The sequence below is a fragment of the Marinifilum breve genome, assembly GCF_003202155.1.
GTDB lineage: Bacteria > Bacteroidota > Bacteroidia > Bacteroidales > Marinifilaceae > Marinifilum > Marinifilum breve.
In genome coordinates, this window is the sequence record NZ_QFLI01000002.1 from 617522 (window position 1) to 642490 (window position 24969).

Consider the following 24969-nt stretch of genomic DNA (forward strand, 5'->3'; position numbering starts at 1 on the left):
CTTGCTTCACTTACAGTTTATCAAGCTTCATTTACAGTATTTACTTCAACACTTACAGTTTTGGGTTCATCAGTTACAATTTTGGGTTCAACACTTACACTTTTGAATGCTGCACTTACAGTTTATCAAGTTTCATTTACAGTATCTACTTCATCATTTACAGTTTTGGCATCAACACTTACAATTAGCCAAACTTCACTTACCATTTTTATGATGGCATCAACAATCTTTCAAAGAGTAGCATCACCTTTCCCCTTCTTTCTGTCAATCTTTAAATGCCAGCACTCAACTTCTTTTCATTTCCTTACCAATAAGTATATTGTACTCTTCATTCCATTGCTAAAATCTGCATAAACAAAGCCTAATAAGCATTTACATTTTCATCATATATTGTTCTGTTTAAAATAATCTTAAACATTATCTTTCAATTAATTACAAAAATAAATATATTAATTGACGAAATATTTTAACAATTCACATTCAAATATTAATGTTAAATTTCTACCCCTATCTTATTAAATTCAATAATGATATTTACCCTTCAGGCAAATGATAATTTGTGTTATGCTTTTTTTTACAACAGGTGTTCTTTTCTCATTTAGAGCCTGTTCCGATTAATCGGGAAGAAAGATAGAATGAGGTATTTTCTCTCCGATATCACCTCTCCTCAATCCTCTCCTCAAGGAGAGGAAGTTGTGCAAAGAATGTGAAGACGTAGGATATTTGTGAGAGTTTTCTAGGGTAAAACCATCCTTTTCCGTCGCAATAAAATCCGCCCCATAAAACAACACTTCCAGTTGCGACGATTTACTGCAGAATCCATGAACTCAGGGTGGCAGTCACTTCGCTCCCTTCCTCTGGGCTTGAATGATCTTTGCCTTTCAGGCAAATGAAAAATATGTGGTATGCATTTTTTTTTTACATTATACGTTCTTTTCTCCTTAAGGAGAAAGATAGAATGAGGTATTTTTTGTTCATTGGGTCAATTCGGTATAATCCATTTCAAGTCACCTCACCTCAATCCTCTCCTTGATGAGCTACCAACAGCCAGAAGGGTGCATTTTAAATTGTTTTTCCTTTCTATCTTGTAATCCAACTGTATCTGATCAATATTTAATTTCAAATATGTGCCTAGAAAGCAGCCTTTAAATGGAGTGACGTGCCGGAACACTGTCTAATACTGCTTCATCTGCATCCGAGAGTACATGCTTTACACGATCGATGGCATTCTGTCTGTCTCTGGGCAGTTGTGCATCAAAACTCACCGTGTTGATGATATGAATTCCCATATAATAGGTAGGCACATCTACCAGCTCCAATGTTTTGATTTGCTCTTCCAATACCTCGCGTTCCGTTGCCATTTCGAATTTACCATCTTCAATATCCTTCGCCAATTGGGTTCCCTCATTGGCATTAAGAGTAGTGGGAACAATTCCCAATGGTTTTACCTGGTTGATTAATTTTGCATTGGCCTCGGCATTCTGTATTCCCCTGCCCTTGCCTGCTGCTCCAAACATGAATCCATAAAAGAAAGTAATGCCCGCTTTATTTAAGCGTTCCAGTTGGGTGTAGGCATCTTCTATATTTGCCCCTTTGTTCAAGTAATCAAGCGCATCGCCTAAACCGGTTTCTACGCCAACCCACAAATCACCAATTCCTAAGTTTTTCAGTTCTGCCAGTTCTTCATCTGTTTTGCCCATAATGTTGTTGATGGATGCATACATAGTGATGATCTCAACTTCAGGCAGGTATTTGTGAATCAATTCAGCAATTGCTTTTAAGCGTCTTCCCGACAATACAAAAGCATCTCCATTCACCAAAAACACACGCTTTACCGTAGGATACTTTGTTTGTGCTTCCTGCAAATCCTTTTCTACCTGATCCACTTTATCTACCGAAAACTTTACATCGCGATACATGGTACAAAATATACATTTGTTGTGTGCACATCCTACTGTTACTTGCAATAAAAGTGTATTGGCCTCGTAAGGTGGCCTGTAAACTGGTCCTGTGTAATTCATTTTCTTAAAATTTAATTCTCAACCCATTAATTAATTGACAATGCAAAGTTAAGGAGTGCCATTTCCTTTTAAGAGTAAGATAACTGGATAGTATTGTACGATTAGTGGCCAATACCTTCAATACATCAGCAATTATCCAATTTTTCCTATCAAATCCTTTTCAAAAAGCCATTTCTGGCAGGCATTAACCAAGAATATTACAATCATATTAAAGTGCGGATTAAAAAAAAGCATCAGGAAGAATACTTCCCAATGCTTATTCTGCTTATTAAAAGCAGTTCTGTATGATTTATAGTGGGTAACTAAAGCAATCATTATTTGATGAAAAAATTATCCTATCATTCTTTATTTTAACTTTACTTTGCTCAAGCCGCATGGCTCATCCTTTTTCCATTGATAAAAAAGGATGCAAAAAATCTAGGGCGTGTATGCTCAAACTATTTATACTTGAAAAATTTAAGTGCGGCGGCGTGATCTTCGAACAAGTTCTCAGCTTCCCCGTCTTCCTAAAAATTTTTCTGCGTCTAATTAGCTAGACCTTCCAATGCCCACATTGGTCACTGGAACAAAATAAAGGTCAGAAATGATACTTCTAAAGAATAATCCAATATAAATCATAGAGAGCCTTAAAATTATAATAATCGATTACATCTATTTTGTCGAGTTTACTTCATACTTACCATCAGTTCGAACGTAAAAAATACTTTCTTCTTCCGAGTCAGAATTGATTGTATGCTCTCCTCCACCCATTGATGCAAAATATGAGCCTGGTTCCAATGTTTTCATCTCTGTTTTGCCAAGTTCATGATACTTTGGTAAACCTTTAATCACTACAGCTCTAAAACTTGAAGCATGACTAATTATTTTGCCACTAAAACCAGCTGGTAGTTTAATAAAGGTACCATTCAACTGACCACTTTCAGTACTTCCCCAAAGAAATGCCATTTTAACACCATGCTTCGATGCTTTGGCTTCTGGTTGATCAATCCATTTTATATCAGAAGCTCCCAACCAAACAATATTTGTTTCATCTACATTCACTGGTCTTTCTCCACTATCAAAATGCTCCTCAGGTGGAAGTACCAAATACGGACCTTCCTCAATCTCAACATAGGCAATGGTATTATTGCTCTTGGCAGAAGTAATATGTACATGACCTTTAGGCTGTATCCAGAACGAACCGGAAGGCATCCACATATCACCAGCATTTGGATCATCGTTATGAATCACTCCACTAATCACAACACCCCGATACGAAACATTGTGAATGTGCGGAGGTGATGAAAAACCATCTGTAGGTTTCAACAAAAACCCTGTTGGCTCAGTTCCTTTTCTATCTCCCCATAAAGTTCCTGCTTTTGGAGCCAAATCTCCACGTTTGGGATTTAGGTGCGTCCATTCAACTTCTGACCTTAAAACAAGTTCGTAAATGGCCTTTGTATTCGTATCATTTACACCATCAGATTTGCTTTTTGAATTGGAGCAAGCTGACAAAGTGCTTGCCAATGCCAATATTAGAAATATTCTCATCCTAGTGATTTTTAAATTAAACTTCTCTCAAATAATGCCGAATAATTATCTTTATACATATTCATCAGCAAGAGGTCTTATAATTTACAAAACTTTATTTCAGTCTCTTAAGCATTTACCACTTTTCCCAATGAATATTGTTGGCATCAAACTTATCCTTTGGCTTTTCAACTCCAGTTGGATAACCAAAAGGAATCACTGCCAACGGCATGATGTGATCTGGTAAATTCAATACTTTCCTGGCATGCTCCATTCTCTCCTTTCCTGGATACAAGGTGCTCCAAACGCCTCCAAGTCCCATTCCTTCCATGGCCAGAAGGATATTTTGAGTTGCAGCTGAAGTATCGGTAATCCAAAACTCGGGTGCTTCTTCCCTCACCTTACTCATATCTCCACAAACCACAATGGCTGCTGGCGATCCGTCCAGGCCTCGTGCATACTTTAACTCTTTTCGGAGTTCCAACATGGTATTTCGGTCTTCAATCACCAAGAACTGCCATGGTCTGGCATCGAATCCCGTTGGCGCGGCCATACCTGCCTTCAATAGGGTCATGATATCATCTTTCGACACCTTCTGATCGGTATAATTTCTTACACTTTTGCGTTCGTGAATTACAGATAGTATGGCTTCTCTTTTGGTACTTGATGATTGTGAAATCTCTTCTGCTTTCTTTCTTGTGTCAACCAACTTATAAGTAGTAAGCAATAAGGCTACAGCTAACAACAAGGATAATAAATGACTCTTATTCATATGATCTATTTAATTTTTGAATGGTTTTCTAATGGTTTCTAATAAATATCCCGTCGGGCAAACATAAGTACACCAAGGACGAGGGGTAAAAATTGACAAAATCAAAAAGGCAACTGCCAATACGATTACCGGTATTGATGCTGAGTTGTACAGAAATGCTGAAAAAGGTTCAACATTGGTCAAATCGAAACTTACACCGGTAAATAGCAATAGCATGATGGTGGCAAATACTTTCTCGCGCAGAGTAGACAGAAATTGTTTTACCGTCGGCGATAACTTTACTTTTTTCTTCTTTACTTTCCCTAACAAATCCTGCGATGCGCCAAAAGGACACAGGTGAGCACAATAAAAAGATTTGCTCTTGCTCAAAGGAAGTACAACACTTAAGACCAATATTCCAAATACAAATAGTTTGGCTGGCAGATCAATTCCATGTGTGGTCCAATTGCTAAAAGAAAACAAGGACAAGAAAGTTCCTGACCAGAATCCCAGTATTACCACAACTAGTATTTGGTAGGCAATCCTAAATCTTTTCAGCATTTTAGGCACAAAAAACTGGATTAAAGCCAATATCAATAGAACAACTCCCAATACATTCTTTAAAATGGCCAGGAAATCTGTTTGAACGGCAAGAGAAACCGATTGATTCAGAATTTTTCCCGCACTGTGCTTCATGGTTTTGATAATGGCTTTGGATGTAAGTGTAGCTCCGCTTACCACATCCACTTTGGAATTCAGAATATCATGAATTTCCATTTTATCCCAGGTTTCCATAAAGCCTGTTTTCCTAATCTTCTCAACAAAATCAGAAGATTCATAGTTTTTAAGCAACCTTATCCCAACAAGACTATCCTGATTGGTAAAACCCATTAATACCGGAACCGAGGATGCAAAACCAATAATCGAATCGGATACAGGACTGGTATTGTAAGCCCAGCCCACCTGATCCTGATTTGAAAAAACAAGAATACTATCGTTCTGAAGCTTAAAACTTGAGGCATCCGAAAATAAAGTCCTGATGTCATCAATGGTATATTTAGCTGGCTGCTTTACATCTGTTTTACTCACAAAAATTTCATAGCCAAAAATCTTCTCTCTTTGGATTGCCAAAACAGCCAGCAGCAAGACAATCATAGCAATGGCATAGATTTTTTGAATGGTAGATTGTTTTACGATTCCCTTCCTCATAATGCCAATAATAAAATGATTACTGTTGCAGCCAGTATGATGTTGATTACATCGCTAATGCTTAATTTCTTTTTTTCACTCATTTCTTTCTATTTCGTTTTTATAACTACCCTTCACTCCTCAATTGAATCAAGGCTTAAAAATTCTTTTTATTCTTCTACCTCAAGCCGGAAGGCTCTTCCTTTCTCCATTGATGAGAAAGGAAGCAAAGAATCTAGGGCGTGTAAACTCAAACTACCTCTACTTGAGAACTTTAAGTGCGGCGAGAGGATCTTCGAACAAAGTTCTCAGCTATCCCGTCTTACTATAAGGTTTTCTGCGTATAAGCAGCTTGACCTTCCAATGCCCATGAGCTCCGTATTTTCAGAGTCATTCCATTATTCCACACTTGAAAGCCATAAACTTCATTAAAGTGATACCTTCAGCCTATCAGCAATTGATGCTCTCACTCAAAGTGAGGGTATCAATACTTAATTGGTGAAGAATACAAATCTAACTTGATGCCTTTGAATGCTTGTTGTACTGAAATTGGGAAAAATGGGACATTACTACAATATTTTGTTAACTCGTTTAAAAGTATTGATTGTACATGTATTGGATAAAATTGTATAATTATTGGATTTTACTTCAAATCAGCCTCTTTAAGTTTTTGTTAACAAGATTTTTCAGCCCTAATTCCGTATATTGCGTTCAAACAAACCAATTTTAATACAATGCATACAGAAAGAGCGAACAAATTATTTGAGATTCATATAGAGGAATTATCAACTTGGGGAAAGCGACCACATAAGCACAATTTCTTTGAGATCGTTTATGTGGAAAAAGGATCAGGCTACCAATGCATCAACAATCATGAATTCGAATACCATGAAGGCAATATATTCCTGCTTCCTCCTTTGGATTGTCATTCCTTTAAAATTAAAGAAGAATCTCGTTTCTATTTCATTCGCTTCACCGATCATTACTTTCTAAAAAATGACGGCCTCACAGATTATAAAGATTGGTTTGATAAGGTTGCCTACATTCTGGCAAATTACAATAAGGTGCCTGGTGATATCATTGCCACCAATCGTGAACGAAATTTCATTATCGATAACATCAAATCCATTTACCAGGAATACTTATCTGCAGATTCTTACTCCGATTCAATTATTGCAGGTTCTATTGCTTCCATCCTAAACATACTGGCGCGAAGCATTGAAAAAAGATATGTTGACCAGGCCAATGAGATCGACAATCGTTTTGGCGAAATCTTACGCTACATCAATACCAATATCTTTAACAGCGAAAATTTAAGAGTTCCTAAGCTTGCTGACAAGTTCGGCATTTCTAAATCTTATTTTTCGGAATACTTTAAAAAGCAGGCTGGTATTAGTTTGGCAGACTACATTATTAAATCCAAACTAAGAATCGTGGAGACTAAAGTTCTGCATACCGATCTTTCCTTAAAGGAAATTGCCTATCAGTTGAATTTTACGGATAGTAGCCACTTGTCGAGATCATTCAAGAAAGTTTACGGAATGACAGTTAAGGAATTCAAGAATGGCGGTCACTCCTATTGTGTTTCATAAATCATTTTCTGCGTGAAAATTCATTTTATACCAAAACTAGTTTATGGTTTGCCAACAACCATCTATAGGTAAGTTCATCCAGAATCTCATTTTTACACGAAACCTGGTAATCCAATTCACTGATAATTTCATTGGAAAAGCGAAGGGAATCCAAGAGATGCAGTTGATCAGCAGAAAATAAGTGCTTTCTATCTTCTCTCAATAAAAGCACAGCTTTATCAACTGATCCCAGTAATCCTTTGGGATCTTTCAATTCTCGAATCCCATAAAGGTGATGCAAATAATTGGGCTTCCACAAGGGAACTACAATCCATTCCTGATTTGCAAAGGCATGTTCCAACGCACCATAGCAACACTCTTCGGTTCCTGTAAAAAAGCGATAGCCTGTTTTATTCAATCCATACAAGTTCATCATTTTCCTGGATGAGCGAGTAATTCCAGCCCCAGAGCAAACTCCCTGAATGGCAGGCCTCATCTTTTCAAATACTTTTTGCTTGTGAAGATCGGCAATCTCTGCGACCTCTTCAATTGGAACATAGTCAGGAACTGCCCACATGGAATAGGGGTTGTAATGCAATCCCAGTTCCAATAAAGACACCTCCTTTTCCACCTCTGCCTTGAATTTACCGTCGCTAAATGGCAACCAGGCGGATGTCAACATGTCCACCTCACCTAATCGCAACCTGTCAAAGTTATCCTGATGTGGTGCGTATACCCTATTTACATCAAATCCCATACTCCTCAACACATTTGTCAGTAAGGATGCTGTTACCCTATGAAAAGAGAGGTCTGTTACTCCTAGGCTTATTACTTTCCTGTATTTAATATGCATGAGATTCTTTCCATTAACAGCTTTATTGCAGATCTCCAAACAATTATCCTACAATTTTATGGGTAAGCTCCATCAATTCATCTACAATGGTTTTATCGTAAGCATCGGGATGAGCCATTCCAAATGATCCCCTGTCGTTATCGAAGTATTTTCCAGATACATCTACATATTCATCAGATACTCCCAAGGCAATTAAAATATCAGCACCTTTATCTACCGACGACCATGAATTCCCAAAGGCTTCTTTTACCATTTTTGTATTCAACAAAGATCCTGGATTTACAGGAACAATAGTCAAGTCCGGCTCTTCTTGGGCCATATGAAAACTCCACATGGTTAAAGCCAATTTACTTTGTGCATAAGCATCACTTACCCCTATGTTTTCTTCTCCTATTAAAGCACCGAAAGAAATTGATGATTGGGCAGCCGAACTTAGATTTATGACTCTGGCCTGATTTGATTTCTTCAACAATGGCAACAGCTCATTGGTAAACAAAACCTGTGCAAAATAATTAACAACAAATCTCATTTCCAGTCCATTCTTGTTATGCGATTCCGCACTATGATATACGCCAGCATTGTTAATTAAAACATCCAATTTTGATAGTTCTCCATTTACCTGTTGGGTCATTTGTTTTACCGATTCGAAATCAGAAAAATCAGCAGTAAAACCTTTTACACTCTCATTTCCCGTTACTGATTTAATTTCAGCTATTAGAGCATCCAGTTTATTTTGGTTTCTTCCATGCAGATACACTTCATGATCATCGGCAGCCAGTTTAGTGGCTGTCAACTTCCCAATTCCATCGGTACTTCCTGTGATTAATATTGTTTTCTTCATCATTTTAACTTTTAATAGTTCAAAACTTTAAGCACTACCTAACAAGCGATCTCTATTTGTCTAATTTTAAGCACATGCATAATTGCCCTAAGAATCATCAATACTGTAAACTTCTCTTTGCTGAAGTCAATTTGGATCACCGATTCAGGCACACCTGCAATCACATCAAAAAATTTGTGGTTTACTTTCTCCACCTCATCAAATGATATAGTCTCACCAACTTTTTTATCAAAGATATCAGGCAGTAGCTTCTGCTTAAATACAAAGTGCTCTCCACGATTCAAGAGTTCTTCATTCCCTATTACCGATTCTTCAACATGATAGATTGAAATTTCAACTTCATCATCCTTTGGCACATCACCTTTAAAAAACCGTTCAGAAACATATTTACGTCCAGCATTCACAGCAACTTCCTTCTTTTGCTTATCATTATCTAAGAAACAAAATCGAAGTGCTTCTTCTTCCAGTATAATCTCACAAACCTTTAAGTTCCGGCTGTTCTTGCTTTCCATTTTTTTGAAATTCTTTTTACTTAGTAATTACAAATCTACAGACATCAGATAGTAATAACATTGTAAGCTAATCCCATAAAATTGTATTTTAATTGGTTGTATATACAATATGAAAGTATAATTCCGATTGGATTATCAAATTTCCATTGATTTCACCCATTCTTTTTATCAATTGAACCAATTTGAATGCACTTTAACAATTGGGATTTCTTGCCATTCCCTTTTACTTGCACTGTGCACTTCTAATTAAAATTGAAGGCACAAAAAAAGTCTGCCAGCTATGAAAGCTAACAGACTTTTAAACAATAAAACCAAACAGTCTGGTTATTATCTAACCCATTCAACAACTTCTTCCATTGGGAAACGTGATTGTGGAAATGGAGAGTCTTCTTTTTTGTAACCAAAAGCTACCATTGCAGCCACTCCAAGTTTACTGGTATCCACAACTCCAGCCTCCGTTAAAATTTCTTCTACTTTTGCTCTGTCGAAACCTTCGATCGGACAAGAGTCGATTCCAATTTGTGCAGCTGCAGTCATCATGTTTGCAAATGGCAAATAAACCTGCTTACATGCCCAATCAAAAATCTTACGATCATCTGTTAAATCAAACTCATTCTCCATAAATCCTTTGAAGAACTTCAGCTTCATTTCCTCAATTTCAGCAGGCAATTTATCTACTACTTGCGATTTGTATTTTAGGTAATCCGAACCCACTCTCATCTCATCACCTTTACGAGCCAATAAAATTACAAAGTGACTTGCCGAAGCCAATTGCTTCTGTGCACCCCAACTTGGCTCTGATAATTTTCCACGCAATTCTTGATTCTGAACAACCACAAATTTCCAAGGTTCCCAACCAAATGAACTTGGAGAACGTCTTCCTACTTCCAAAATGAATTCAAAATCTTCATCCTTAATTTTTTGTTCTGGTTCAAACTCTTTGATTGCACGACGATAAGCATGCGCCTTTAAAATCTCTTCTTTTTTTGCTTGCATCATTTTATACTTTGTTTATTAATATTCTATTCAAATGAGATCAGGTATCATTGATTTTATCGATCAAAACACGTCTACAACCTGACAATACAAAACTATACAATCAGAAGTCCCCTATTGTTGTAAGAAAATCACATAGAATTGTATTTTAAAAGGTTGTATATGCAATTAACCAATTCTATCTTCTGCAATCATTTTTGAATAAAAGTCTGAAAACTACAGAAATATCCGATCTCCCCAGATTATAATGATAGCTATTAACAGGAAAAATCCCATTACAAAATAACATCCAAATCTTGTTGCCTGTGGTGGCCGAGGTTTAAAATCAGTAAGATCACATTTCTTAAATGTTCCTAATGGCATTGGCTTACCCTTTAATTACCTCAATCTCATCTGCTATAATGGTAACTACAGTAATATAGTCTTTACCTGATTTCTGCATCTTGTTCCTTAATTTCTTCACATCAACAGCCGATAAACTATCCGAAACTCCTGTTTCCTGTTTTCTCTTTACCCACTCTTCATCTATACAAGGTGTATGATCGATATGACACAAAAGGGTTTTCTCTCGATCTATTTTGTCAACAAATGATCTTTCCACTCTCTTGGTCTCAACTCTGCCAACAATCTTTAGTTTTTTATGATTGAGCTTGGCACTAAAATGAAGTAACAAATTAGAAGGAATCACTTTTACCACAGAACCATTCTCCGATTTCAATTTTAGCTTCTTTTTCCCGGCTCCACAAAAATGAACGGCCATTCCTTGGGTTTCTACTCTTTTCCCTTCGAATTGTTCAGCACTATTTACCAATTTGTCGATGCTTATTTTTTTTGCCTTCTCTTGCTTACAGGCAAACAATGCGATAAGTAGTACTGGGACTACCAATATGTATTTCTTCATATTAGTTTTGTTTAAAATTTTCAACATAGAAATCAGGGATAAAGGAGATATTCTCCCTTATGTGTGCTCTGTACTTTACCAACTCAGGAAACTGGTAGAAAAATTTAATCTTTTCATATTTGCCGCCACTCTTTAATGGCTTATCCGATAGAACAAAGAATGTCCACGACTCTGCAATGTCTTCCTCAGGATTTTCGGCAGCATAATCTGTTACAAACTCCTTGGCATGATCGAGGTAAAAGTCATACAAGCGATCTACCAACTTTTTCTTGTTCCTTTTCTTATTGATTCTATCCCATTCCTGTAACAAATTTGGCTTCCAAAATGCTTCAACAAACAGGTTCAAATAACTCTCTTTAATGGCATATCCCTCGGTAGTTAAATATCCTTGATCAGGATTTTCAGTTCTGTCATCTGTCAGTTCGATCTGCGAGGTATTTAAAGTGAGCAAATGACCAAACTCATGAATCAGAGTATGAGTATAATCCAATATTTGAATGGAATCCCTGGTAAAAATATTCATGTCTGCAGTATCCAAATCAATTTGCCAAAACTCAACGGTCTCATCCAACTGATTCATCCCTCCCATGTCCTTACTTTTGCCATCGGAAAACAATCTCAAGGACAATACATATTTATTCAACAAATCATTAGGCAAAATGGCATGTATGGTTTCCCAATACTGAACTCCCAACTCATCATTTTCAGAATTGTTGGTTTCAATATTTCCATTTTTCACATTCCAAACCCCTACTTGTTGTTGGGCATTTGTGAAATGTGAAATACTTAATAGTAATGCAATTAATAATAGAAGCTTTCTCATTCTTCGCAATGGATGTATTGATTGTAGAATTTTAAATGGTAATTAAACTTATACTTGCTAATCTAGCTTTCTTACCGATTGAATAATTCAGGATACCTCAGTCAGGAAATCACTTTAGGTATTGCTTGTGTTCTTCTATCTTACCTAACAATCTTTTATTCAGATAATCATTTTTACCAGACAGCGCCTTACTAATCAACTCAGCCTCTTTTCGATATCTCTCAATCTTATCATTATTCCAATAGTATGGAGGCTCCTGAAGATTTGTGATTCTGTCGGCCAACTTTATCATTCCAACTTCTTTTTCCAATTGATTAATACGCGACAAACTATCCAACATTTGCTCTTCTTTCGAGGGAAGATTTTCATTTTTACTTAAGGCCAAAACTCCTTGGGCAACCCGTTCTCCAAATGTTTCCTTTAGCTCTAAGAACTCAGTATCCGTATCTTCAATGGTATCATGCAATATGGCAAGTTGAATGGCAAAATCCACATCAAAATTCTTCTCAATTGCATAAGCCATCAATATCTCCATGCTTACATTTGAAATGTGCAGCAAATAATTCGAATTGCTTCCTGGCATCTTCTGATCTTTGTGCTTTTCACCAGCAAATTTTATTGCCTTTTGATATATTTCTTGTGTCATACATTATTATTTTTAAAGTTCTACCTGATAAATTGGTACAGCTTTTTAGGCTTTATTATTCATTTGCATTTGATAAAGATCAAAACCTTTTGCCCAAAAATCCTTTTCTACTTTTTCAAGTTCGAATCCCATTTTTTCATAAAAATGATAGGCTAACTGTGAAGTTCTTACCGTGATCCATTGAATATTCGATTTATTCTTCAAATGATTAATTCTGTGTTGTGTCAACTTTTTCCCAATTCCTTTTCCTTGGTATTTTGGATCAATCATATCCCAGGAAATTCTAGCAGTTTTTTCGTCAGGAAAATAGTTGATTCCACCAGCTCCAATAATTTCAGAATTCTCTTCATAAACAAAGTAATCTTCTATTTCATTTTCGAGGTATTCCTTAAAATCAAGTTCCTCTGAAGGAGCAAAATATTCCGGGATATTTAGTCTTAGCAATTGAATCAGTTTGGATCTATCTTTATTTGTATATGGTCTTATCATTCCTATGCTTAAAGTGTTCTTGTTATTTACATCAACTTGTTTATATTTTCAAATATGCGGCTAAATCCTGTAATTTATGGAACTTATATCCATAATTCCACCTACAAATATTTCTGAATAGATTTTTCTATTAGCTCTTCAAACCCATCACCATAACCTGTTTTATACCACACAATTTCATTATTACAATTTAAAATTATAGTTGTAGGATAACTAAATTTCAATCTATTAAGCATTCTTATTCTTTCTTTATTATTTTCGCCTGGATTATAGATAATGGGAAAATCAATTTTCTTAACCTGAATATAAGATTCAAGTTTTTCTTTCGTATCTAAAGGATAAAAAACAAAGGTCTGAATACTATCATTTTCTCTATATTTTTGTTGAATTCTACTTATGGATGGAATCGCTTTTTGACACCAGCCACAATTTATGGCTGATAAAAACAAAATTGTGCTTTTACCCTTGAAATCAGAAGTTGAAATCTTTTTATTATCTACGTATTTCAAACTCCACTCAGGAATAACATCTCCTACTGTCAAAGGTTTTGCATCAAACTCATTATATGGCATAACGCTTTCAAACGAAGCTTCTTTAAAATCAAGTATTTCTCTGAAATTATAATAATTGTATTCATTAATAAAAGGCTGAGTAAAACTTTCAATAATCTGAAGCCTTACAGGTAAATGCATTTCCTTGTCAATGATTAAATGATGTGAAATATCCTCCTCAGAAATTGCCTTAATACATATGCATTTTTTATCCTTAAAAATTGTGTCATTTACTGCTTTAAATTTAAATTCATCTTTATTAATAATTTTTAGAACAGTGCTTATATGTCCTCTGGTATCTCTTTCAAGTGTTGATGCTTCAATCTCTTGGTGACATGTCTCTTTCTTCATATTTTTCAACTCACTCTCCAATACCTTAACGTGCTTATGCCAATCGTAATAGGATTTTGACTTTACAGATACCTGAAATATAGGGTGTGTATACTGATCTTCTATGCTGTACTTAAAGTTGATTAAACTATCTTGTTTATTATACTCAAAAATGGCATGAGTGGTGGTGTGAACAATTGTGGTATCAGCTGTTGAGGGGTTTCCTTGTATAAGGATTTGATTTATATCGTAAGCCATTCCTTTTTCTGAAGTCAAGTTATTTTTTGTTTCTTCCAATACCTGTTCATGACTTACTGTGCAACTTGAAGTTCCTAAAATCAGGAAGAACACCCATATTTGTTTCATAAATGTTTTTTTCTGGCGACAATGTTTAGTGCATGATTTCATAAAGAATTTCTAATTAATAAATGTATCTCAACTACCTTAATTCTCTTCTTCCCAATTAAATTCAACAACACTGAGTAATTATAATTTGTAAAGCAACCAAATTTATAAACAATAATTTTCAATCAAAACATTTTACATTAATAATATTTAAGAGAATTACAACTTATCATCTATTCTGCTGTAAATGGTAAGCGAATACAAAAAAAGCTCTAAAACCTGGAATCATTCCAAGCTTTAAAGCTTCTTTCATATCTTTTAAATTGTAGATAGTTATTCTTTGATCATTTTCTTTTCAAATTCCATGGTAAAATCCCCATTTTGAAGAACCAACTTTTCTTCCGTTAATGTTTTAATCTCATAACTTTCTTCATCAACAGACGAACTGCCATTTCCAATGCTTTTAACGGTTAAAATCAACTTGCTTCCTTCTACTCTCCATTTCTGATACAAAAGCGTTGCCATATTATCAGAACGTGCCGTTCCATCCTGAAGCATAGAAAAGTGAAGTTGAGATTCAGATGTATCCAACCAGGAGCCTACCAATAATTGCTTATTGATATGCGCTGCAGATACCTCTACTCCATCTTTTTTAAAGTTCTTCTCCCCTGTGTTCTTGTTTTCTTTACAGGCCCCAAAAGAAATTAACCCCATCAATAGTAAACCTAATATTGTTCTCTTCATTCTTGTATGTTTTTTTGATTCTTGTTCCTTAATCATCTTCAATGCTCAGCACAATCAAGACACATATATTGTGCCATATCATCCCATATTTGTATACTATTTCCTAATACTATTACCCTCAATTAGTATCCAAGATCTTCGTTTATCAGCACAATTTTAATTCTACTTTTGGGATAAGACTTTTCCGTAATGGTCCACGAATTACAAATTCTGTGTGGACTACTACAATCCATACATTTCCCTGTTTTTTGACACGGGATGTTTAAGCTTTTATGACTTTGCGCGTTCTTTATTGCTGCAAGCCCTTTCACCCTCTTCATGGCCGATTCCAGATCCTTCACTATCTTATTTCTTCCAACAAATAAAACCACATGCCTAGGTCCGAAAGTGAGTGCTGCAATTCTGTTTCCAATCATATCGAGATTTACCAAGCAACCAGTTTCTGTTATGGCATTGCTACCGGTTAAAAACAAATCTGCAGTTAAGGCTTTTTTCCTTTGTAAAATTTGTTCGCGCCAGGTATACTGCAGATTAAACGTGTCTATAAACTCATATGAATCACAAGTTTTGATATAATCAAGAACTTTGGTTTCATGCATCGTTTTAGAATCACCATAGGAAACACTTTTCGCATTTAATGTTGGCAATATTTCCTCGACAAATATCTGATATGCAGCTTCCAAACTCTCTGAAATGTGTACTTCAAAATTATTACGTTCCAGCTGTTCTTTCGTCTTTTCTAGTAAATCCATAGTGTTCCCTGATTTGATTGCTGTTTATATGATACAAGCTGACTTTTTCTTATATCATCCTTTGTGACTTATATCCCTTAAAAACAAGTATAGTGTAAGTATATCACATAAGAGCAATCAAATTTATAAACAATAATTCTTAAACAAAACATTTTCCTTTATAATACTTCATAGCCCAACACTTCAACTTTATTTGTAAGTAGAAATAAAAAAGCTCTAAAGTCATGAGTATTTTCCAGACTTTAAAGCTTCGATATTTTTTGCATGAAGAGAATTTGAATCCACTCTACAAACAATTGTTTATATTTTCCAGGCTTTTATTGAATACATATGAGGAATCTTATCTCTATGTTTTTCATATACCCATCTTCCTTCGCTAATTTCTGTCAGGTTGGGGAAACAGTTGTAAACCTGATAAGGAAATTCATTCATGAACTCAATCCTCATTCCATTTGAAATCAAACTATTCAAAACCTCACTCAAAGAGTGATGCCATTCAATATGCTTCAAGTTTTTATTGGAAACCACTGACTTGTCGGTATATGATTTCTCTACAACAGTCTCTAATGGTGCTGACTTGAAATAACTGTCTGTAATTTCAGAATCATCATTTAGCGTATAAATAAACGGGTGAAATTCTACCATGTAAAACACTCCGCCTGGTTTTAGGTAACGATTTATAATTTTCGCCCATTTGTCAAGATCATTTAACCAGTTTATTGCTCCATAAGAGGTATAAACGATATCGAAAGTTTCATCCAAGACCTTCTCAATATCATATACATTTGAGCGCACAAAATTTGCCGGTATATTTAATTCTTCGGACAACTCTTTAGCTTTCTGAATGGAAGCATCAGAAATATCAAGCCCCACTACTTCGGCTCCTTTTCTGGCCCAGGATAAAGTATCCATTCCAAAGTGACATTGAAGATGAAGCAATCGCTTCCCTTTTACATCTCCCAATTCTTCCAATTCGATATGATTCAGAGAAGTTTCCCCTGCTTTAAAGGCTTCCACATTGTAAAAACTAGATTCTGTGTGCAAAGCTGTCAATTCATTCCAACTCTCTCTATTGTGCTCAAAATTATCCATCTGTATTTTCTATTATTTATAAGGAATTGCTTTTTTAATAGTTCATTTTCTCATTGTCAGGACTCAACCTTTCTTCCTCCAAATACTTTTATATGCTTTAAACTTAATCGACCTCGAGTTTTCTCCAATTTATTGTTCGAAACATTTAATATTTGATTCCTTAGTTTCATAAATGGTTTCTCTATGAACAGATGCAATATCAATCCGCCTATTACAGCAAGGATCAGGCAAATCCAAAATACATTTTGCTGAATAAATCCATTATCTATATCTGCCAATAAGATTTTCACCAAGTGATAAACCTGCTTATGGCTTAGGTAAATGGCATAAGATAATGTTGCAATGACAAAGGTGAATCGAGATTTTAACTTGTAAAGAATACTTGTAGGACTAATGGCTCCAATCACAATAAATCCATAGGCTAATGATATTAATGGTAAGCCATAAACCATTGCTTTGAACGAAAGGATACTTTCACAAACTTGATATGCAAGCAGAAATAAAATCAGTCCCAGTAAAAGACTAATGTTTCCATATTTACTTAAGAAGGTTTGCCAGCCTGGTTTAAAATTATAAATAGAAGCAATCAAAACACCAACAATCAATCCATCCATTCTGTTGTGACTTGGGTAATATACTTTTTCGAGAAGTCCTTGCACCATCAGTCTCCTACTACCATTTTCAAGAAAAGGCTGCACAAACTCATTCCAATTGTGAATTCTCAATAAAATACCTACACCTATTAAAGCAAGCATAAGATATGGAGCTAGTTTTTGTAAACGAGCTTGGAAAAACAGAATTATGCTGATAGGCATCAGCAAATAAAACTGTTCCTCTACACACAAAGACCATGCATGAGAAAATGATTTCTGTGTTTGGCTGTCAAGTCCATAATTTTGAGTGAAAGTAAGAAATTTCCACAATGGTGGTAATCCCGAACCTTCTCTTAAACTACCCAATGAATAATACAATATCAGTATGGCTAAATATGCTGGAACAATCCTAAACAAACGTTTCATGTAAAAACGCTTCAAATTAATTTTTGAATTGCCCTTAAACTCCTTTAAAAGCTGAAAGCCGATCAGATAGCCACTCAAAACGAAAAACAGATCAACTCCAGTCCAACCAATTCGTTTAATTGGTTCCAACCAATCAGGAATTCCTCTCCCATAATGAAAAATCATTACCAGAATAATTGCCATTGCCCTTAAATGGTCCAATCCATACAGCCTGTTTGTATTGTTATTGAAAAGTTTAATCATTCAGTGTTTATTGAACTCCATTAGCTATTAGCCTTTATTCTTTTTCCTTTCTTATTCATCCACCACTTCATTGTTAACCCCCAGGCCAATCCGCAAATCATCCAAGTGGGTATTCCTATTAAAAGGCTTCTTTGTGTAATCTCTTCTCCTTCAATCAAAGGAAAAATAATTTGCATTGCAACAATCATGAATAAGCCAAAGTAAACTCCTTCTTTCAACCAATTTTTAGTTGAATTTTTCTTATTGGATATTTCGAGATTTATGTTTTTATATCTATCTGGCTGTTTGCTTAACCACTTCTGCTTTAATGTTTTTCTGAACCATCCCCAAATTGGAAAAGTCAAAGTCAATACCATTAATGAGGTCAAGTTTCTTTGAACAGGTATGATATTGGAACAATTGTCGCAATAGAAGCCAAACCAATTTTTAAATGCTGTTTTGTTTTGTGATGACCATTTTAGTCCTGAATGTAATTCTCCACAATGAGGACAGGGAACCAAAGAACGTTGATAAAATGGTTTGTCTCCTTCCCTTTCGATTAACATTACTTTTGGGATGGTCTGCCCAAAAATCAACTCGTTTACAACCAGTCCTGGATTTATAATCCAATGCAATATTACAGGACTTTTCCAATTCCAAATCTTGTACTTTTCTTTGTTGTAATCCATTTCCTTATATTTTATTGCAGATATTATCAATCTTAACTGTACACAACTTATACATAAGCATAACACTGTACTTAATAAACATTACCTCCTTAAATTTATAAACTATCATTTTCAATCAAAACATTTTACAGTTATAAATTTTAAGAGAATGAATTATTCTTTTTCCTGTACTGCTTGTTCAACAAAAAAAGTGTTCCTCGAAGATTTCTTCATGGAACACTTTTTTTTATTACAAATGAATTGGCAATAGCACAATTTTTAAGTTATGTGCTAACCAATAGCATTAGACATTTATTTGTACATTTTGTTTTATCAAATTATTAAGAATAGAGCTTATTGTTTTTCCAGATAACTTAACACCTGTTCTTTATAATTTCTGCCAATGGTAAACTTTCGGTCATCCAGCTTAATGTAAGACGAGGTGTAATGGTCAATTTGGTTGATATTAATAATAAAAGAACGGTGAATTCGAATAAATATCTCTGCAGGTAATTCCTTTTCCATTCTCGATAATGATTCGTAACAAATAAGACTATTCGTTGTCGTTTTAATCTTGATGTAGTTATCTACTCCTTCAATATATAGTATACTTTCTACGGGAATATTATAATTCTTTTTATCTGCCTTAATATGAATGATATCTTTTCGCATTGTTTGTTGTTTTTGTTCCATTGAAAGAAACTTGTTGATTGCTTTTAAAAACCTTCCGGTAGAAATAGGCTTTACAAGGTAATCAAGAGCGTTGAGATCAAAAGCATCAACCGCAAATTCCCTATAAGCAGTGGTGAAGATCACATAAGGTTGATTGGGAATGGCTTTTAAAAATTCAATACCAGAAATAGATGGCATATTAATATCTAGAAACAATAAATCAATATCTCCTTTGTTTAAAAGTGGTATTGCATCAATAGGCTTTGTGTACATACCAACACACTCAATCTGATCTCTAAAATTTTCAAGATGTTCCTGTATCACCTTTATTGCCAAAGGTTCATCGTCAATAATCAGACAAGTATAATTATTTTTACCGGGCATTATCGTACAATTTTTAGTTTAACTTCAAACAGGTTCTTATCCCTTGATATTTGTAAATCATATCTATTCTGATACAATAGTTCAAGCCTTTCTTGCACATTTTTAAGACCTAAACCCTTATTCTTTTTAGTTTTGTGTTCAGCAAGCACAGTATCATGTTTGTAATTATTGATGCTGAATTGTATTCTAGGTGAAGTGATTTCTAATTTCATCGAAATAAAATCCTTGTTGGTTTGTTTTAATCCATGCTTGAAAGCATTTTCAACGAAAGGAAATAGAATTAAAGGGGCAATTTTTATCCCAGATACATTCTTAGGAAAATCGGTCGTAACATTAAAACTATCGTCATGTCTTATTTTTTCAAGCTCAATATAATTGTTGATGAATGCCACTTCTTTGCTTAATTCTACCTTTTCTGCATTGCATTCATAAAGCATATATTCCAATAAGTCAGATAATCGTACAATCACTTCTCTCGAAACAGTAGGGCTTTCATTTACCAGGGCATAGAGGTTATTCATCATATTGAAGATAAAATGAGGATGAATTTGTTCCTTAAGAAGTTGTAGGTGCACTTCTTTGAACTTTAACTCCAACATGTTTTTTTCCTTCTCAATAATTGATTTCTCTTCTTTGGATCGATAAGATTCTTTCGTAAAATAAAAAACAGATGATAAGAGTGAAATCAAATAGGTACCTGTTAGTAGAATTATAACATCTTCGAAAGATGGCAAAATTGTATTGGGAAGAGCAATATTGCTGTACAAAGTAATAATAAACAGAGCAAAACTAATCAACCATAAGCTTATAATAATCAGGAAAATGAGTAAATATATAAATAAGCCTCTTTTACCTTTAAATAAAAACTTAGGAATTAAAATTTTATTACATACCCTAGCACTCGCAAAACTTATTATTAAAAGCAAGATAGATAGGTTCGTACGTATATGAATATCGTAATGTCTATTACTGAAAACAAAAAACATAAATAACGCTGCTATGAACCAATAAATGATTTCCCAGATTGAAAAAAAATTGTTTCTTGATTTTATGTTTTTATTGATAGCCATAGCTAACAAATATAAAAGGAAATTGGTTTCATTAATAGATATAATCCTTATTTTATGCCAACAGCACGAAACACCCCCTGAATAACACAAATACTATTTATTGTTTTAAATTTGTTGTTAAGAATGTCATTTATGCTGTTCCCATAATAATATTTTAAAGCTTATCATGAATAATTACAATTGTTCTATTATTAATATTTAAATTTAAAATCATGATAATTAGATTCTTTTATGAAGGTGGTCCCACTTTCATGTCTCTTGTTTACCTGATGTGGATCATCGTAATTAGCCTAGCAGTTCGTTTTATCATTTTGTATCGCGGCAGTAAAAATCCTCAAAAACTAAAAAAGACAAACGATAGTATTTTGTTTTTTGGGAGTCTCGCATTTTTAATCGGGATAAGCGCGCAAATGGTTGGTCTTATTCAAGCTTTTGATGTTATCCAAAGCATGGGTGGTAACAGTATAGGCCCACATATGCTAGCGGGAGGATTAAAAGTTTCTTTTATCGCCCCATTTTTTGGCATGATGCTTCTAATCATATCATCTATCATTTGGTTTGTGTATCGAAATCTAAAAGATTATCCCTCGCACATTCAAGCTATAAGTGAGTAAAAGGAAACATTAGGGTTTAACAAGTCTGGTATTCTTATACCTGCTAAAGATAATTCTACAAAAAAGGTTCCAGGAAGAATTCTTCCTGGAACTTTTTTTCTATATCGGCGATGAATTGCTTATGCATCAATATCTGCATGCTTCTATAAAACACGAGTTACATGATTACATTAGTTGGGGATTTTTAATAAATCACCTCTAATTCTGCAACTAAAGGACGATGATCAGATACAATTGGTTCCTTCAATAAATCAATACTTATCGCCTTAATTTTTATATCATTTGTATTTCGAAAAATAACATGGTCCAATTCAACTTTTGTTTCTCCTTGGAAGCTTAAATTATCGTCTCCTTTGTTTATGAACTCAAAACCCTGCTCATTAAAATATTTCATTGTAGGAGAAGCAGGTGAACAATTGAAATCACCTGTTATTATTACTGCTTTGTTAATTGTATCCAAATATTGCATCAACACTTTTGCTTGATTTAAACGAGAAGATACTCCCTCGTCACTTTCCATCCAGTCGAAATGAACATTTACAAATACAATTGTACAAGCTTTAGCGATTTGCACTTCATGAATTATCGCAGAGCGAGGTTCTGCTATTCCATCAGGCAATTGTAATCTTTTAGTTGAAATGATAGGTTTTGCAGACAGAGTGGCCATACCATATTCACCACCATCAAAGTCCATGAACTTACCAAAGGTTCCGATCATATTTGTTTTTTTAGCCAGGTAATCTGTTTGTTCAAGTTTATTGGAACGCAAGCAAGAATTATCAACCTCTTGCAAGCCACACAAATCAGGAGCTTGTTCTTTTATTACTCTTGCTGCACGCGATAAATCCAAAACATTGTCCATTCCTTCTCCGTGCCTGATATTATAAGACATTATTTTCAGGTTCGTAATTTGTTTCTGTTCGCATGCATAACACGCAAACATGCACACACATAATACAATTAGCATTATTCTTTTCATGGCATCTTCTTTCATTAGGTTTGGTTTAATTCTATGGGTTACCCGTTTCTCAAATTATAGGTCACTTATTGTATACACAGACAGATCGTTTATTCTCCAATCAATTTGCCCCTTAAAGTAAATTTCTTCCCTTTAATATCATTAATTGGTTCTTGTAAAATATTTACATCTAAAATATTAAACTGCGAAGATCTGCGACCGCTAAATACATTAATTAAAACCTCAACATTTAAATCTTCCAGTTTATCAACTATATACTTGGGTATTTTAATATCAGAGAAGCAGGCAATTCGTTTTGATTCCAGTTCAATTCGGCATCCTCCAACATCAACATGTCCCCATTCAATATACTCTTCATTTTCTTTATCTATTGGAATACCTCTAAAATAGGCTTGCACAATTATCGTCTCCTGCAATTCTTGCAGCTCTTTTTCTGCTCTATCCGAAAGATCTAACTCAATCTCAAATGTTGGAAGCTTCACATCCATAGCTAAGTATATAAAACTTGTGTCGGATGATAACTGTGAGTTACTTAATCTGTCGATTGTGATTTTATTTGGATTATCAACTGTCTCAACAATAATTAGTCCGCCAACAGACCTAAGTCCTCCATGTATGGCTCTTGTTAAAGGCGGTATAATTCTAATAGAATCAATTTCTTCAGGCTTTAGGCTCTTTAAATCTTGTAAGCTTTTATTGTAGTTATTAATCATTACAGAAGGTGGATTATTAAAATACAGGTTCTCTCTTAATTTTAAAGATTTATCACCTTTAGGGTCATGAGTATTTATTATAAATAATCCATTTGAGCCATAAGTATCAATTATTTTAACTGCCGAATCTGCAGCTATTGTTATGGTATCTTTTATGTAGTCTTTTCCAAGATAATCTATGGTCTCGGTTTTACTATTTTTAATAAAGAAACCATCAACTACCACAATAGCATTATCTTGCCCAATTCCTGAAAAGGGAAATAATACTGAAAGAATTACAATTAAAGTTTTTATTTTTTTCATTTTTTTTGAAAGTTAATTTTCTTCTTCTTGGTTTGGCTCTACATTTACTTTTTCAAAACACGAGTTACAAACTTTTGCTAGCTGGTATTACCTTTCTTCTATTTTATCAACCAATTCCAATACTCTATTCCTTACAAAATTTGCTTTTTGAGAGTAAACAAACATTCTTTCATCTTGTGGGGCAAAACCAATCTCTGTTATCATTTCATCAATTGATTTCCATAGTTTTTTAAACTCGACATCTCTCTTTTTTATCCATTCACGTTGTTCTGTCCTAAGGTTCTTCTTTTCAGTTTCATTTAACTTAAGCATTAAGTCTTTATACACTATATTTAACATGCTATCCATTACAAGTTCATATTCCTTTTCTAAATGCATCATTCTTTCTCCTTTATTAAGTTCTGTTTGATGTTGCTTTTCTAAGGAATCCAAAGTTTTCCTATAATCGTCAGCAATGGACGAAGAGCATCCAATAATAAGAGTAACTAAAATAAGGTAAGCCAGTTTATTCATATTTTGATTTAAAAATCGTTATTGATTTAGACATTCGTAATTTTCAACAACAAACATCTATCTTCCTAGTATTTGATATAATATCCCCTCTTGTTACCGCACGAGTCCTCTCCTACGGTTTTGTTTTAGATTTGCAACACTATAGGATCGCACACCTGCGGAGAGTCATCTTAGTTTTTCTATAATCTTAATAAATTCATTTCCTTCTCCCATTTTCAATTCTTCTCCTTCCATCCTTTCATATGGAATTCCTCCTTTAATATATTTTAAAACTCCGTTTTTATCCAAAAACAAATTCATTGGGTATGTTTTTATACCTAATTGATCTATAAAATCTTTCGCATCAACCAAATGCTGAAATTTAAAAGGGTGCTTTTTCAAAAAAGACGTTACGTCTTCTTTTTTCTCATAGGTGATAGCAATAAAGTTAAAGTCATCCATGTACTTTTCTTTGATTTTATTTAGAACTGGCATTTCGTCCACACAAGGTGCACATCCTGTAAACCAAAAATTTATAATGGTTGGTTTGCCTTTTAATTGCTCCGAATTAAATTTCTCATTTGCCAAAGTATTCAAGTCAAACTTTATAAACTCCTTGTTTTTATATGCAGATAACTGTCCTGAATTCTTCGATTTTTCAGGCTTATTGTAATTAATTGTAAATGTTATTCTTGAAATGATGGAGTCTTTTTTCGTTTCAGTATTGGTAATCGTTAAATTTCCATATACTTGTTTTCCCATTACTTTACTAATTTTCTCAACTTGCTCAGAAAGGATTTTATTCGCTTCAGCTTCTGTAATCCTATTTTTCCCATCGGTGGTGTAATATGTCTTTTGAGAAAATGAATTCATCGAAATGAGTAATAATACTGCTGCTATTAAATATTTCATATTCTG

26 protein-coding genes are annotated in these 24969 nt (G+C 34.4%); 2 read left to right on the forward strand and 24 right to left on the reverse strand.

Annotated elements, in window-relative coordinates:
- Positions 1-1145: 1145 nt before the first annotated feature.
- The 4 genes from DF185_RS06620 to DF185_RS06640 all read right to left on the reverse strand — a co-directional run bounded on the left by DF185_RS06620 (position 1146) and on the right by DF185_RS06640 (position 5490).
- Entirely contained in the window at positions 1146-2021 is an 876-nt protein-coding gene (locus DF185_RS06620) for a radical SAM protein (RefSeq protein ID WP_110359950.1), read from the reverse strand.
- A 651-nt stretch (positions 2022-2672) separates the two neighbouring features.
- A complete protein-coding gene (locus DF185_RS06630; protein ID WP_110359952.1) occupies positions 2673-3551 on the reverse strand; it encodes a DUF4437 domain-containing protein in 879 nt (292 codons plus the stop codon).
- A 115-nt stretch (positions 3552-3666) separates the two neighbouring features.
- Entirely contained in the window at positions 3667-4302 is a 636-nt protein-coding gene (locus tag DF185_RS06635; RefSeq protein WP_110359953.1) for a nitroreductase family protein, read from the reverse strand.
- 9 nt (positions 4303-4311) lie between these two features.
- Positions 4312-5490 (reverse strand): FMN-binding protein, encoded by a 1179-nt coding sequence (locus tag DF185_RS06640; protein WP_110359954.1) that lies wholly within the window; start codon positions 5488-5490, stop codon positions 4312-4314.
- A gap of 713 nt (positions 5491-6203) precedes the next feature.
- Between DF185_RS06640 and DF185_RS06645 the strand changes: the two genes are divergently transcribed.
- Positions 6204-7061 carry an AraC family transcriptional regulator gene (locus tag DF185_RS06645; protein ID WP_110359955.1) on the forward strand — a complete coding sequence of 286 codons (858 nt, stop codon included), beginning with the start codon at positions 6204-6206 and terminating at the stop codon, positions 7059-7061.
- A gap of 25 nt (positions 7062-7086) precedes the next feature.
- On the opposite strand, the gene DF185_RS06650 is transcribed toward DF185_RS06645, so the two are convergent.
- The 16 genes from DF185_RS06650 to DF185_RS06725 all read right to left on the reverse strand — a co-directional run bounded on the left by DF185_RS06650 (position 7087) and on the right by DF185_RS06725 (position 20677).
- Positions 7087-7893 (reverse strand): glycine betaine ABC transporter substrate-binding protein, encoded by an 807-nt coding sequence (locus DF185_RS06650; RefSeq protein WP_110359956.1) that lies wholly within the window; start codon positions 7891-7893, stop codon positions 7087-7089.
- Positions 7894-7936: 43 nt separating this feature from the next.
- Positions 7937-8734 carry an SDR family NAD(P)-dependent oxidoreductase gene (locus DF185_RS06655; RefSeq protein WP_110360140.1) on the reverse strand — a complete coding sequence of 266 codons (798 nt, stop codon included), beginning with the start codon at positions 8732-8734 and terminating at the stop codon, positions 7937-7939.
- A gap of 38 nt (positions 8735-8772) precedes the next feature.
- Positions 8773-9246: a hypothetical protein gene (locus DF185_RS06660; RefSeq protein WP_110359957.1), complete on the reverse strand. Its 474-nt coding sequence runs from the start codon at positions 9244-9246 to the stop codon at positions 8773-8775.
- A gap of 327 nt (positions 9247-9573) precedes the next feature.
- On the reverse strand, positions 9574-10245 hold the full coding sequence (locus DF185_RS06665) for an NAD(P)H-dependent oxidoreductase (RefSeq protein ID WP_207784595.1): 672 nt from the start codon (positions 10243-10245) through the stop codon (positions 9574-9576).
- Between the two features lie 364 nt (positions 10246-10609).
- Positions 10610-11143 (reverse strand): hypothetical protein, encoded by a 534-nt coding sequence (locus DF185_RS06670; protein WP_133249980.1) that lies wholly within the window; start codon positions 11141-11143, stop codon positions 10610-10612.
- 1 nt (position 11144) lies between these two features.
- Positions 11145-11966 carry a hypothetical protein gene (locus DF185_RS06675; RefSeq protein ID WP_110359959.1) on the reverse strand — a complete coding sequence of 274 codons (822 nt, stop codon included), beginning with the start codon at positions 11964-11966 and terminating at the stop codon, positions 11145-11147.
- A gap of 109 nt (positions 11967-12075) precedes the next feature.
- The gene (locus DF185_RS06680) at positions 12076-12612 is read right to left on the reverse strand and encodes an HD domain-containing protein (RefSeq protein ID WP_110359960.1); all 537 of its coding nucleotides are present in this window, start codon (positions 12610-12612) and stop codon (positions 12076-12078) included.
- Between the two features lie 45 nt (positions 12613-12657).
- On the reverse strand, positions 12658-13101 hold the full coding sequence (locus tag DF185_RS06685; RefSeq protein WP_110359961.1) for a GNAT family N-acetyltransferase: 444 nt from the start codon (positions 13099-13101) through the stop codon (positions 12658-12660).
- 101 nt (positions 13102-13202) lie between these two features.
- A complete protein-coding gene (locus DF185_RS06690; RefSeq protein WP_165835966.1) occupies positions 13203-14348 on the reverse strand; it encodes a TlpA family protein disulfide reductase in 1146 nt (381 codons plus the stop codon).
- Between the two features lie 312 nt (positions 14349-14660).
- The gene (locus DF185_RS06695) at positions 14661-15071 is read right to left on the reverse strand and encodes a lipocalin family protein (RefSeq protein ID WP_165835967.1); all 411 of its coding nucleotides are present in this window, start codon (positions 15069-15071) and stop codon (positions 14661-14663) included.
- A gap of 122 nt (positions 15072-15193) precedes the next feature.
- A complete protein-coding gene (locus tag DF185_RS06700) occupies positions 15194-15823 on the reverse strand; it encodes a lactate utilization protein (protein WP_110359964.1) in 630 nt (209 codons plus the stop codon).
- A 300-nt stretch (positions 15824-16123) separates the two neighbouring features.
- Entirely contained in the window at positions 16124-16915 is a 792-nt protein-coding gene (locus DF185_RS06705) for a class I SAM-dependent methyltransferase (protein WP_110359965.1), read from the reverse strand.
- A gap of 56 nt (positions 16916-16971) precedes the next feature.
- Positions 16972-18177 carry an acyltransferase family protein gene (locus DF185_RS06710; RefSeq protein WP_110359966.1) on the reverse strand — a complete coding sequence of 402 codons (1206 nt, stop codon included), beginning with the start codon at positions 18175-18177 and terminating at the stop codon, positions 16972-16974.
- 20 nt (positions 18178-18197) lie between these two features.
- Complete coding sequence (locus DF185_RS06715) at positions 18198-18845, reverse strand: hypothetical protein (protein ID WP_110359967.1); 648 nt, start codon at positions 18843-18845, stop codon at positions 18198-18200.
- Between the two features lie 333 nt (positions 18846-19178).
- Entirely contained in the window at positions 19179-19880 is a 702-nt protein-coding gene (locus DF185_RS06720; RefSeq protein WP_110359968.1) for a LytR/AlgR family response regulator transcription factor, read from the reverse strand.
- Positions 19880-20677 carry a sensor histidine kinase gene (locus DF185_RS06725; protein WP_165835968.1) on the reverse strand — a complete coding sequence of 266 codons (798 nt, stop codon included), beginning with the start codon at positions 20675-20677 and terminating at the stop codon, positions 19880-19882. Before DF185_RS06725 ends, DF185_RS06720 begins: the two co-directional genes overlap by 1 nt.
- Positions 20678-21162: 485 nt before the next feature.
- Here DF185_RS06725 and DF185_RS06730 point away from each other — a divergent pair, with 485 nt between their 5' ends.
- Positions 21163-21564, forward strand: coding sequence for a MotA/TolQ/ExbB proton channel family protein (locus DF185_RS06730; protein ID WP_110359970.1), 402 nt, complete (start codon positions 21163-21165; stop codon positions 21562-21564).
- Between the two features lie 184 nt (positions 21565-21748).
- Here DF185_RS06730 and DF185_RS06735 read toward each other — a convergent pair whose 3' ends face one another.
- The 4 genes from DF185_RS06735 to DF185_RS06750 all read right to left on the reverse strand — a co-directional run bounded on the left by DF185_RS06735 (position 21749) and on the right by DF185_RS06750 (position 24963).
- Positions 21749-22558, reverse strand: coding sequence for an endonuclease/exonuclease/phosphatase family protein (locus tag DF185_RS06735; protein WP_110359971.1), 810 nt, complete (start codon positions 22556-22558; stop codon positions 21749-21751).
- A 74-nt stretch (positions 22559-22632) separates the two neighbouring features.
- Complete coding sequence (locus DF185_RS06740) at positions 22633-23559, reverse strand: hypothetical protein (protein WP_110359972.1); 927 nt, start codon at positions 23557-23559, stop codon at positions 22633-22635.
- Positions 23560-23646: 87 nt separating this feature from the next.
- On the reverse strand, positions 23647-24072 hold the full coding sequence (locus DF185_RS06745; RefSeq protein WP_110359973.1) for a lysozyme inhibitor LprI family protein: 426 nt from the start codon (positions 24070-24072) through the stop codon (positions 23647-23649).
- Positions 24073-24237: 165 nt separating this feature from the next.
- On the reverse strand, positions 24238-24963 hold the full coding sequence (locus tag DF185_RS06750) for a TlpA family protein disulfide reductase (protein ID WP_110359974.1): 726 nt from the start codon (positions 24961-24963) through the stop codon (positions 24238-24240).
- Positions 24964-24969 lie beyond the last annotated feature (6 nt).